9 protein-coding genes are annotated in these 12,734 nt (G+C 44.3%); 6 read left to right on the top strand and 3 right to left on the bottom strand.

The genetic code is table 11. The features are described 5' to 3' along the window. Positions 1-6 precede the first annotated feature (6 nt). Positions 7-429: a hypothetical protein gene (locus tag HY811_10790; protein ID MBI4835284.1), complete on the bottom strand. Its 423-nt coding sequence runs from the start codon at positions 427-429 to the stop codon at positions 7-9. A 130-nt stretch (positions 430-559) separates the two neighbouring features. Here HY811_10790 and mutL point away from each other — a divergent pair, with 130 nt between their 5' ends. Continuing rightward, a complete protein-coding gene (gene mutL / locus HY811_10785; GenBank protein ID MBI4835283.1) occupies positions 560-2,365 on the top strand; it encodes a DNA mismatch repair endonuclease MutL in 1,806 nt (601 codons plus the stop codon). A gap of 97 nt (positions 2,366-2,462) precedes the next feature. On the opposite strand, the gene HY811_10780 is transcribed toward mutL, so the two are convergent. Next, the gene (locus HY811_10780; GenBank protein MBI4835282.1) at positions 2,463-5,036 is read right to left on the bottom strand and encodes an O-antigen ligase family protein; all 2,574 of its coding nucleotides are present in this window, start codon (positions 5,034-5,036) and stop codon (positions 2,463-2,465) included. 129 nt (positions 5,037-5,165) lie between these two features. Between HY811_10780 and purD the strand changes: the two genes are divergently transcribed. Both purD and pgeF read left to right on the top strand, forming a co-directional pair. Beyond that, positions 5,166-6,467 (top strand): phosphoribosylamine--glycine ligase, encoded by a 1,302-nt coding sequence (gene purD, locus HY811_10775; protein MBI4835281.1) that lies wholly within the window; start codon positions 5,166-5,168, stop codon positions 6,465-6,467. 8 nt (positions 6,468-6,475) lie between these two features. Further along, positions 6,476-7,327 carry a peptidoglycan editing factor PgeF gene (pgeF, locus tag HY811_10770; protein MBI4835280.1) on the top strand — a complete coding sequence of 284 codons (852 nt, stop codon included), beginning with the start codon at positions 6,476-6,478 and terminating at the stop codon, positions 7,325-7,327. A 12-nt stretch (positions 7,328-7,339) separates the two neighbouring features. Here pgeF and HY811_10765 read toward each other — a convergent pair whose 3' ends face one another. Next, a complete protein-coding gene (locus HY811_10765; GenBank protein MBI4835279.1) occupies positions 7,340-8,932 on the bottom strand; it encodes a trypsin-like peptidase domain-containing protein in 1,593 nt (530 codons plus the stop codon). Positions 8,933-9,064: 132 nt separating this feature from the next. On the opposite strand from HY811_10765, the gene HY811_10760 reads away from it, so the two are divergent. The 3 genes from HY811_10760 to HY811_10750 all read left to right on the top strand — a co-directional run bounded on the left by HY811_10760 (position 9,065) and on the right by HY811_10750 (position 12,225). Further along, positions 9,065-10,201 carry an efflux RND transporter periplasmic adaptor subunit gene (locus tag HY811_10760; protein MBI4835278.1) on the top strand — a complete coding sequence of 379 codons (1,137 nt, stop codon included), beginning with the start codon at positions 9,065-9,067 and terminating at the stop codon, positions 10,199-10,201. Positions 10,202-10,285: 84 nt separating this feature from the next. Next, positions 10,286-10,966: an ABC transporter ATP-binding protein gene (locus tag HY811_10755; protein MBI4835277.1), complete on the top strand. Its 681-nt coding sequence runs from the start codon at positions 10,286-10,288 to the stop codon at positions 10,964-10,966. Positions 10,967-11,037: 71 nt separating this feature from the next. Next, the gene (locus HY811_10750) at positions 11,038-12,225 is read left to right on the top strand and encodes an ABC transporter permease (protein MBI4835276.1); all 1,188 of its coding nucleotides are present in this window, start codon (positions 11,038-11,040) and stop codon (positions 12,223-12,225) included. Positions 12,226-12,734: the final 509 nt, after the last annotated feature.

Below are 12,734 nucleotides of genomic sequence, written 5' to 3'. Positions count from 1 at the left end.
CGTAAATTATCGAGTCGTCCTAATTCTCCGCTGGCTTTTACGGCTTATTTTCCATGTATCGTTTTCATTAAGAAAATCAAGAACCTGATCTTCTCCCGTTCCCCATCTGACTCTTGCAGTGGCATTATTGCCTTCAATGGCAACTGTTGTCAGCGAGGCATTTTTATACTGGATGACTAGAAACTCTTTATTTTCATTGTATTCAGCGCAGAAATCATCAAATGGTTGTGCCATTTTATAAGATGAGCTTAACAGGTTATAAGCAGTTTCCAGTTCGCCTTTTACCATGGCATCGGAAAACTTGTTAAATGATTGTTTAATGCCGCTTGTTTCTACGCTACTTGAACCTTTGGTGCCGGCGCAATCAGGTAATATTAAAGCTAAAATAGCCAATAACAAATAAATATATGCCCCAAATCTATTTTTCATATCCGACATATATTACTTAAATTACATAAACTGTCAAGTAATAATAAACAGGAATCACGGTTTTATCAAGCAGGGTTTGCAGAAAGAATTTGTTTGACCCTTTGAGTAGGAATAGATATAATTTTTGCTTATGGGTCGAATTAAAGTTTTACCACAATTATTGGTAGATAAAATCGCAGCCGGTGAGGTTATTGAGCGTCCCGCCTCAGTTGTCAAAGAGCTGATTGAGAATTCTCTTGATGCCGGGGCTTCTTATATAAAAATCGACATCGCGGAAGGCGGGAAGAGGTCTATCCGGATATCAGACAACGGCTCGGGCGTGCTTCAGGAAGATTTAAAGCTGCTTTTTGTTAGGCATGCGACTAGCAAAATATCGACAGAGAAAGAGCTTTTTTCTGTTAAATCATTAGGCTTCCGAGGCGAAGCTTTGGCGAGCATTGCATCAGTCAGCCAGATAAAAGTTGTATCGAAAACAGAAAGCCAGCCTGAAGCCTGGGAAATTACCGCGCAGGAGAGCCATATTGATTTACCCCGCCCGGCGACCGGATTAAACGGTACCATGATAGAGATTAATAACCTGTTTTTTAATACGCCCGCGCGCCAAAAGTTTCTTAAAAGTAATTCCGTCGAATTCGGCCATATTACCGATGTTGTTACACGCTATGCTTTGTCTTATCCCTGTGTCAGATTCGACCTTGTTCATAATAATGAGCCGGTTATAAATTTACCGGAAACAAATGATGTAACTAATCGCTTTAAATATATTCTGGGGGAGGAACTGGTATCTTCATTTGTCAAAACAGAAAACAGGGAAAATGATTGGTTTCTTACAGCTTATATGTCTACTCCTGTTCATACAAAATCTACAATGAAGATGCAGTGGATTTATCTTAACGGGCGCTATATCCGCGACCGTATTATCAGCCGTGCCATTATACAGGCTTATAGCGATTTTATTCCGCCTCATCGTTTCCCGGTAGTGATTATGTTTTTAGATTTGCCCGCGCAGGATTTTGATGTCAATGTCCATCCGACTAAAATAGAGGTCCGTTTCCGTAATACATGGCAGGTGCATAACATGATTACCGCATCAATAAGGAAGGTATTGACTTCTTCTGATTTCATTGAGGCGAAGGGTGAAAGCAATGGGTTAGCTGCAAACAAAACGGCCGTGTTTGCAGACAATCGCATTCTGCAGGCGATGGTGGATTTCTTTGGTGCACACCCTAATAAAGATCCGGCTATAGGTGTTGATACAGAGCTTAACGGTAAATCGGATATTTATACTGATAACTTATCCAAAGGCCCTTTATTAACTTATCCCGCAAAAGAGTTTTACGGACAGAATGTTATTAGTTCAAAGCGTTATATCCAGATACATAATGCATATATTATAGAGGAGGTTGTCGATGGGCTTATAATAATAGACCAGCATGCTTTGCATGAGCGTTTGATTTACGAGCGTTTGCTGGAGGATGATAAAAATAAAGGCACCATCGTGCAACAATTATTAATACCTGAAACGCTTGAATTAGGAGCAGGGCAGATGACGATTATCAAAGACGCCTTGCCTCATTTAACGGAGTTAGGTTTTCAGATAGAGGAATTCGGGCGTGATAACATAATCATACGCGCCGTGCCTGGTTTCATCGGTGGCCAAAACATAAAGGATATAATTGTTGAAATAGTGCAATCGGTTTCCGAAGAAGGAGATGTTTCTGGCAAATCATTTAATAAAAGCAGTATTTTAAAATTAGTCGCATGTAAGGCGGCCATTAAATCAGGGATGCGGCTTTCGGACGGCGAAATAAGTGCTTTGCTAGAGCAATACCACCAGCGTGGGGTTAATCTTAAAGGGGAACTGACTTGCCCGCACGGGCGCCCTTCCGTTTATAAGTTGACTAACAGCCAATTAGCGCGCTTTTTTGCAAGGTGAACTAACGTATTTTCTTGTATTATCTAACTTCTTAATAGAATTGTCTATTCCACCAGTACGTCGTTGTGGCTTTTTTGCGAGTGTGATTAGCAGATAATTAAGGGGTTATTGGTTGTTGTGTTTTGAGTAGTTCCTGCCTTAGTTTTAAACCTTCCTGTGCAGTCGGGTGTGATGGGGCTACGTCGTAAGACTTTTGGTAAAATTCAGCAGCTTTTTCCCTGTAAAAATTTTGTTCACTAGGGGCGGAAATGCCGATTAATGATTGATACACACGTGCCATTGCGATTAATCTTTCAAAATTGGTTGGTTCAACTTTGTAAGCGCGCTCAATTACCGCCCGGCAACACAGCATTAGGTCGTGCTTGGTAAATTTATCAATATAGTCTTTTCCTGTAAAATTGATTATTTCATGAATATCAGGTATTTTTGAAAGCTGGTTAGTTCTCTCGTTCATATTTATAATACCGGTTTGTGCCAGATCATCCCATTGTCGCATGGCGAGTTCCATATAATGCCTTCCCATTCCGTTAAGATAAGTCGGTTCATTCGGTGAAAGTTTCAGGCATTTCTGTAATTGCAACAGGCTATGGATCCTTAAATTTAAGGTTTCTCCCAGCTTTTGTTTGAAGTGTTTATAGGCTGATTCTTTTTGTTTTTGCTGGTCAGGGGTTAGTGTTTTGCCGGTTGCTTCCTGGTAATATAACTGATACCATAAATTCTTTGCTCTCATATATTCAGGGACTAGGCTTTTGGTTATTTCCGAATCAGCCGAAAAGGCGAATTTATAAAACCCATCCGCTAGGATTGGTTTTAGATTAGTCAGGAATATCAGGATAAACCCGGCGGTGATTAATATTCCGTAAGGAATAATATTGAATGATGATGTGTTCATGAATCGGGCTATCGTGTTTTTCTTTTCTGTTGCGTCTTTATTTGCCCCGGTAAGGCTTAAAGCTCCCATTAATAAACCCAGTAGGATATATAAATAAGTTCCTCCAATCCAATTTACAATAACGGTTTCCATGTTCGGCCAGTCAAATTTGACGACCATGATAACAACCACTATCGTTACGCCGATATATGTCCAGAATATGCTTCTTAATAGGAACATCCCAAAACTTTCTATTTCGTGTTCAGGTGGTTTTATCTGGTTTTTCTTTTTATTCTTTATTTCTAAATCGGCATTATCCGGTTTGGCATTATTTTTTGTTTCATCCGGTCGGGTATTTGCTAATTGGGAAATAAAATAAAGCGCTGCGATAAAAATCCAGAAATGAGTAAGCGTTACTACAATCTGCAATCCAAAAAGTGATTCTATGAAATGTGATAAAATGGCGCTAACAATTCCAATAGTGACAAGTTTCGATTCGGGGTCGCTTATTTTCATGGCGCTTTTGATTCCGAGATACAATATTCCCATTATTAATGTAAGGAAAGTGATTACTCCGAAGAGTCCTTGGGTTACGAAGGTGTTGATTACGCTGTCATGGCAATTATCGGCATGTACCGTGGAACCTTCGAATCCGACCAGTTCAGTGGTGTGGTAGCGGTAAAAAGTATTTCCTATTGTTTCCGGCCCGTAACCTAAGGCCAGTCGCCAAGGCTGGCTGTAGTGATAGGGGTCTAACTTTTCCGGGCGGTTAACGGTATCTTTCATCATTTTAAAAGCTGTGTTCCAAAGAATCATTCTTACGCGTCCGGAGCCTTCCTTTGGATTAAGTTTGCTTAAACGTTCAAGAATAGGGATTTTCTTTAAAGGTTCAAGAGGCGTTTTAGGCAAGTTCAAGACCGCAACAAAAGCTCCGAAAAGCACGATACTGCTTATTGATAATACCAGCAATTTTGTCTTCTTATAAACGATGCTGTAGCTGATTAAGAAAATAACAAAACCTCCGATGAGTCCCAAAAGCGGTCCGCGGCTTTGGGAAAGAGCGATGCAAAGTATTTGCAAGGCGATAACAATAATATAAAGGCTTATTTTCAACCAGAAAATCCACCCTCTGCTTTTTTCCTTATAGCTGATTAAGCCGAACATTTTTCCTAAAGTAATAGGAACAACCATAATAAGATATGCCGCCATAAAAATAGGGTTGCCCATGGTGGAGGAAATTCTGACAGTCGGATCCATGGATTGCCACGGGACAGGATCCCATCCTAATTTTTGCGTCAAGCCGTAAGCCATCACCGGAATGGATGTAAGAATGACCGCATTAATTATCCGATTTATCTGGGCAAGTGTTTTTATATGCATTACCGCAATGATGAAAATGACAAAATAAGCGGAAGTTGTATATAAACCCTGCAAACGGTCATAGGAGCCTAGGAAGCTGTTCCACGGCAGGACCGAAAGCAGAGATGAAATAAGATAAGAAAAATAAAATATGATGGCTGGCAGGATAATAGATTTACGGATGGAATTCCAAGCGGAAACGATTGGTTTTATTGTTTCTGGTGCCGTATTGGCTTGCGTATTAGAAACAGACTTCCCTTTTTCCAGGAATTTTATTATTACCGCAATCACCATCAAAATGGCGAGTGATCTAACCAGTGCGGCTTTATCTGGCTCAAACATCCGCTGCGTGTAGATGTTCATGAAGAAAGCGGATAATATCAGGGCGGCCAGCCACCCAGCTTCTAGGAACTGCTCGCATAGTTTTCCTAAAATGGACATAATTTTTTACCCCACTCCATTTCATTTCGGGGGTACCCGAATAATCGGGAGTCCCATACCGAAGGTAAGGGATAATAGCATAGCAATTAACTCTTGACAAGAATTTTCTCTTTGTTTAATCTGTAGGGTATGAAAATTCTGGTAATCGGAGGTGGCGGTCGGGAGCATGCCTTGGTTTGGAAAATCGCCCAATCGCCCATGGTTAAAAAGATTTACTGCGCGCCGGGCAATGCCGGTATCGGTAAAATTGCTGAATGCCTGGAAATTCCCGCCACCGATATTTTGGCCTTGCGTAATTTTGTCTTTAAGAATAAAATAGACCTTACCGTGGTCGGTCCGGAAGCGCCTCTGGTTGATGGTATCGTTGATTTATTCAGGGAAGATAACCTTAAAATATTCGGTCCGAGCAAGGCGGCTGCCCAACTCGAAGGCAGCAAGGCGTTTTGCAAGGATATACTTAAAAAGAACGGAGTGCCGACTGCACATTTCAGCATTCTGAAGACTTTTACTGAAGCACGTGCCTTTATGAAACAGGCTAAATTCCCAGTTGTTTTTAAAGCGGACGGCCTGGCAGCCGGTAAAGGCGTGGCTATTTGCGAAACCATCGAATCGGCTGAAGAATGGCTTAAAAATGTAATGGAAAAACGCTCTTTCGGAGAGGCGGGCAAAATCGTCGTTGCCGAAGAATTCCTGCAGGGTGAAGAGGTTTCGATTTTGACAATTACTGACGGAAATTCCATACTTGTCTTGGAGCCGGCGCAGGATCATAAACGCGTTTTGGATAACGACCAGGGTCCCAATACAGGGGGGATGGGGGCTTATTCGCCGGTCCCTTTTGTTTCTCCCAAAATGATAAACCAGATTATCAAGGAAATCATTATCCCAACTGTCCACGGGCTCAAAAGAAGCGGTGTCCCGTATCAGGGTGTTCTTTATGCCGGATTGATATTAACTTCAAACGGACCTAAAGTGCTCGAATATAATGTAAGATTCGGCGATCCGGAAACACAGCCGTTAATGGTCAGATTGAAAAGTGATATTATACCTTTGATGTTGGCTACCATAAAACAGGAACTTCATAAGGTTGCATCTCCTGAATGGTATCCGGAAACGGCTTTATGCGTGGTGATTGCTTCAGGCGGCTATCCCGGTGATTATAAAAAAGGGTTTGTCATCAACGGATTAGCCGAAGCAGAGAAGATTAAAAATATCCAGGTATTCCATTCAGGGACTGCTTGGAAAAATGAGCAGGTTGTAACTACCGGCGGTCGTGTATTCGGTGTAACCGGCCGCGGTAAAAATATAGAAGAAGCGCGTAAAATTACCTATCAAGCCGTTGAAGCCATCACCTTTGAGAATTCATTTTACCGTAAGGATATCGGAATAAAAGCCCCGCGCATAAAAGCGTTTGCCGCGGGTCAGTATGGGTAAAGCGGATTATGCACCAGAAACATATTGGTAACTTATTGTTTTTTCAGTCTGATGCCCTGAATGGTTTTATGGATGTTATACAGGCGGTATCCACTCGCATTGGCGGGGTTAGTTCGAAACCGTTTGATTCTTTAAACTTATCTTTCACCACCGGAGATGACCCTGCTAATGTCTTGGAAAACCGCCGGCGGATGTGCCAGACTTTGGGAATAAAAATTGAAAACCTGACCCTAGGCAAGCAAGTGCACGGTTGCAATATCAAGGTCATTACTAATAATGAAAAAGGCAGGGGAGGGGTTTTGGATAAAAATCCGATTGCATCAATTGACGGTATGCTTACGGATAATAGAGAAGTGGTTCTTATGGCGCTTTCGGCTGATTGTCCCCTGGTCCTGTGTTACGATTCCGAGAAAAAAGCCGTTGCCGTAATTCACGCCAGCTGGCGCGGGTCGGTAGAAGGCGTTTGTGCCAGGATGATTAAACGGATGCGTGTCCAGTTCGGCTCACAGCCCAAAAATATCCATGCGGTTATTTCACCTTCCATCGGGCCGTGTTGTTACGAGGTCAAAAAAGATTTCATTAATGTAATCACCACGCTTGCGCCGATAGGCCGCCATTCCATTATCAAACGAAAAGGCAAAACATATTTTGATTTGTGGTCATTCAACCGCAACCTGCTCCATCATGCCGGGTTGTGGCTTTCCCATATAGAATCCGCCAATATCTGCACTAAATGCCATCCGGAATGGTTTTACTCCTTCCGGCGCGATGGCGCCAGAACCGGGCGTTTTGGGGCGCTTATCAGTCTGTCACCTTTGGCGAATCTCGCCCATGCGGGCGGGCGAAAACCGGCTAAATAATATTAATCCGGTTTATTCCTCGTCTTCCGGGTCAAGTTTATTTATGACGGCAAGCAATTGTTCAGCTGCGTCTTTATCCAGTTTTTTAAGAGCCCTGTATTCTCTTCTGGCGCTTTCAAGTTTGTTGACATTGCAATAACAAATTCCCAGCCAATAATGCGTGTCTATATTTTCCGGTTGGACGCGAATTACTTCTTTATAGGAACTTATGGCACTTTGGAAATCCGGCGGTTCCATCTGCAAATAGAAAGCCCCTAATTTGAAGTGTGCATCGGCGCAATCCTGGTTGATGTTTACAGCTTGCTTAAAGTATTCAAAAGCTTCATCATATCTTTTTGCATCCATTGCCCTGTTGCCTTGGCGCAGGCAGTAGCCGTCGTCTGTGTCCCAGGCATTTTCGAAATATTCGGCAGCCGGAGTGAATTTCTTCAATTGTATCTTGTCCTTTATAAAATTAACAGGCACGGCGAAATTTATATTCTGGGCGTTTATATCCGGTGTGTAAATAATGGTGGATACGACAACCGCGATAAGTTCGCCTTTGGCGTTGAAAACAGGGCCTCCGCTGCTCCCACCTGAGATTTGTGCGGTTATCTGGATTTTGTTGTCTTTCTGGTTGCTAACGACGCCTTTAGATATTGTATTCATGGTGTTTAATTTTCCCTGCGATAATATTATGTGCAAGGGGCTGCCGATGACAAATATGTCTTCCCCATTTTTAATCTTATCCGAATCGCCGATTTTTACGGTCGGGTAGTTATCCCTTTTGATTTTTACCAAAGCCAGGTCGTTTTCCCCATCAACAAAGATAATGCCTTCGGCTTCTACTTCTTCCTGGGCATTGGCATGGTTTGTGGAAGAAATGTCCCTCGTTATTTTTATGGAATGAGCCCCTTCCACCACATGGTTATTGGTTAGTACCACGCCGTCGCTACGGACTATCGAGCCACTGCCTTGGGAAGACCTCTTGCCGTTTTCATCATAAATATAGATAAGCACAACCGCATTATGATTGTTATCGTATATCGTTTCTCCGAGCGAAGCCTTGGGGGTTGAGATGTCCTGTTCCAACATTTTTAGCCTGTTTTGTTGTTCCGCAAGGCTTTTCATCGTTTCTTCTTTTTCGGTCTCGCTGAACATTTTGGGGATAATGAGAAGTCCCGCGATAAAGACCACCGCGAATATAATCCCGCCTATGATGATGTAGTTCAGCTTTTTCTTGGTTGAAAGAACCTCATTAGCGAAATTCTTATATCTGGTTATCTGCGACCGGGTTACCTGGATGACTGTTTCGGATATACCGGCTGAAGACTGTTGGTAGGGAGTGTCCTTGCCTTCGACTATGGATTTGACATAATCCCTTACCGTATGCTTCGGGGCAAGGGCGAGTTTAATGTCGTACTTTACGGCGGTTTTAATCTCGTTTACGGCCGCTTCGTCAGGCACTTCTCCGAAAACGGCTGTGAGAATATTATCCTTAATGCCGATGGGGACAAAATGGTGTTTATTAATTAAATCAACCGGCACTTTTTCCAGTATGCCGGGCGGCAGCATCGCGTTGGTTAAATCAAATACTTCCAGTTTTTGTTCAGGTTTAAAAGACATAATAAGTATTTAGCCACCAGGAATTCATATTGTCAAGAGAATATTATAATTCCGTAGATAATTGAAGACTGGTGGAGACCAAATACCATTTGATTTGACCTCTCAACGCTTCTTTTGTATTATTAAATCGTTATGAAAAAGATAGGATTAATCATTGCAGTCATCGCGGTAATCCTTGTTGCACTTGGCGTAGTGTATTCTATGTGGCCGGTTACTGTCCAATCTACCGTGGTTAAACGGGGGATAATCAGCAAAATTGTCCCTCAAGACGGTTTGGTCAGGACCAAAGAAGATGCCAATATCAGCTCGGAAGTTTCCGGCAAGATAGAAAAACTTCTGGTGGAGGAAGGCAAACCGGTCAATGCAGGCGATATCATTGCCGAGGTGGAAAAAACCCAGCTTTCCAGCCGCGTTACCCAGGCTGAAACAGAACTATCTGCCAATGAGAAGCTGATAAAAGACCTGAAATCGATTTACGAGAAAACCAAAACTGATTTCGAGCGTATGCAATCCCTGGAAAAAGAAGGCGCGGTTTCTCAAGATAAGCTGGAGGCATCTGAAATTTCCTATAAAAGCGCCCGGAAAAACTATGAAACCGCCCAGCTGGCAAACGACGGGTTAAATGCGCTTTTGAAATCCGCCAAAGACCTTCTGGATAAAGCAACTATCAAAAGCCCGATTAACGGTGTTATAACTATTGTCTATAAAAAACAAGGCGAAACCGTGGTGCCGGGAACTCCTCTGGTCCGCATCGTCAATCCGAAAAGCGCTTATATCGAAATAGAAATCGCGGATTCCGATATCGGCGATGTTAAAATAGGGCAAAGCGTCCGCATTACGGCTGACGGTTGCCCGGGTGCGGAATTCAAAGGCGTCTTGGACCAGATTATCGCCGAAGCCGAACTCAAAGGCGAGCGGATAGATGTTTCGACAATCGGTGAAGAGCGTATCTTCCGCGGCATAGTAAAAATGCAGGAATATCCCGAATGCCTGAGGCCTGGAATGTCCCTTTACGCGGATATCATTATCGAGCCCAAGGAAAATGTCCTTGTGATTCCACGTGAAGCCGTCCTTTCCGAAAGCGGGAAGTTCTATGTCTATGTCGTAAAAGACGGCTATGCCCAAAAGCGCAATGTCGAAGTAGGCATAAAAGAATCAGAAAAAGTCGAAATAACCGAAGGCTTGAAAGATGGCGAAACCGTTGCCATAACCGAATTGGAAAAACTGAAGGATGGAAAAAGGGTTAATGTTCACCCCGTTACTCCATAGTAAAAAATGCTTAGATTCCGTATCAGGCACGGAATGACAAGTTATACATAGTATTATTTTAGAAGATGTTATCATATGGAGTATATGGGGGTAGATGACAAACCCGTTGTTGAAACCAAAGCGCTGTCCAAAAATTATGATATTGGCACGGTTAAGGTCGAGGCGCTTAAAGATATAAACCTTACCATCAAACGCGGCGAATTCGTCATCCTTTCCGGCCCGTCTGGTTGCGGTAAATCAACCTTGCTTAGTCTTATCGGATGCCTGGACATGCCTTCCGGTGGTGATATACTCCTGGATGGCATCAATGTTTCCAGCCTGGATAAAGACCGGATTGCGGATTTAAGAAACTCCAAAATCGGGTTTGTTTTCCAGATGTATAATCTCCTGCCTGAGCTTAACGTCTTCCAGAATGTCCAGCTGCCGCTGGTTTACGCGGATATCGCCAGGGATGAACGCGAGGAACGCGCCCTGAAATTGCTTAAGGACGTCAATATGCAACACCGCCTTTCCCATAAACCCGCCCAGTTATCCGGCGGTGAAAGGCAGCGCGTAACCATTGCCCGCGCCCTTATCAATAACCCCACCTTTATCCTGGCAGATGAGCCAACGGGAAATCTTGATTCCAAAAGCGGGGGGGATATTATGGACTTCTTTGCGGAACTAAACCGTAAATCGGTAACTATTTTCCTGGTTACCCATAATCCGGATGTCCATAGATACGGCAACCGGGTTATCAATATGAAAGACGGGAGATTTATATAAAGAGAGCCACAGATTTCACTGATTAAATGCTAATGTTTTAAATAAATCTGTCTAATCGGTGGCTAAAAACTATGGAACTGCCGAGAAATTTTAATATCGCCGTTCAGACGCTTCTTCTGAACAAGTTCCGCTCCGTCCTGACCATGGTCGGAATCGCGGTCGGAATCGGCATTACCATCATCTTCGTTTCAATGGGGCAGAGCGCCCAGGGCTTTATTACCGCGCAGATTCAATCCATGGGTTTCGGCTCCAATGCCCTGGTTGTCCATCCGGGCGAGATGGACCCTCCCATAGAACCCAGCAAACTGACCTATGACGATGCCGAACAGGTCAAAAATAGGATACCAGAAGTAATAGACGTCATCCCGGTTGTCATCGGTTCCCGCAACGCCCGGTTCGGCAACAAGGAAGACCGGACCATGGTCCAGGGCCTCACTGCCAATTACCCGCGTCTGGTAAACCATAAAGTTGCCGAAGGTAAATTCTTCAGCGATATCGACGTGGACAGCCGCAGAAGGGTCTGCGTCCTTGGCAAGACCATCCGGAATAAGCTCTTCGGCGCCTTTAGCCCTATAGGGGAAAAAATCTGGATAGGCACAACCAAATTTACCTGCATCGGCGAGATGGAGGAAAAAGGCGAGATGCTCGGTTTCAATATGGATGATATCATTCTTATCCCCATTACTACTGCCCAAAGCCTTTTAGGAACCAAGAAAATACTGGAAATGGTTGTCTGGGCAAAAGAGGAAAAAGACCTGCCAATCATCCGCGAAAAGATTAAGGATATGCTGATGAAGCGCCATAAGGGCGAGGATGATTTCCATTTCCACACGCAGGATGAAATGCTTTCCATACTGGGGACGATTATCAATGCCCTGACCGGATTTATCGTGGCAATGGCGGCATTGTCATTGCTCGTGGGTGCCTTAGGGATAACCAATATCATGCTCGGGTCTCTGGCGCACCGGACGCGTGAAATCGGGATAAGGAAGGCGCTGGGCGCCAAAGATTCGGATATCCGCCGCCAGTTCCTTCTGGAAGCCGGATTCATCGGCATCATCGGCGGCATTATCGGGGTCGGTTGCGGCAGTGCGGTTTCCTTTGTGGTATTAACGCTGATTGGAATGCCGGTCTGGATTCCCTGGTGGATAATAGTCTCCGCTCTTATTTTCTGCACCGGAATCGGACTGGTTGCCGGAGTCTTTCCGGCGGTCCGCGCCGCGCGCCTTAGCCCCATGGAAGCCCTGCGGTATGAGTAGGATTTCAACGCTTAAGCATTCTAACAATGGCATTACCTACCCCTTAGCCCCTTTGCCGCCCCGACGTTCGCCGGGACGAGCCTCGCCACAGGCAGGGAGTCCCGCCCACGCGGGGAGGAACGAACGGTTTATACTGGGGAGCGAAGGGCTCAATCCACGGGCTGAAGGTTTCCGACCAAGGTCGCAAGGGCTTAGACCCAGGGATGAATGAGTTATTCCAATGGATGAATGTTTCGTAGCATGCTTGGAATGTTTCATCGCATGCGCTGAACGGTATATCGCATGCGCTGATTGGGTTATCGCATGCGCTGAACGGGTTATCGCATGCGCTGAACGGTATATCGCATGAGCTGAATGAGTTATCGCATGCGCTGAACGGTTCCGACATGGGTTAAAACCACCTAAAAGGTGCTTAAAACCCCTCCCGCCTACCGGCGAGGTAGGTCGGAGGGGGCAATAACCCTTGCCTATGGGTAATTGGGTCTTTTGAGCTAATAGGGTCATTGAAG

The organism is Planctomycetota bacterium (assembly GCA_016207825.1).
GTDB lineage: Bacteria > Planctomycetota > MHYJ01 > JACQXL01 > JACQZI01 > JACQZI01.
The sequence above is the reverse complement of the archived record's forward strand: the minus strand, read 5'-3'. Positions and strand labels throughout refer to the sequence as shown.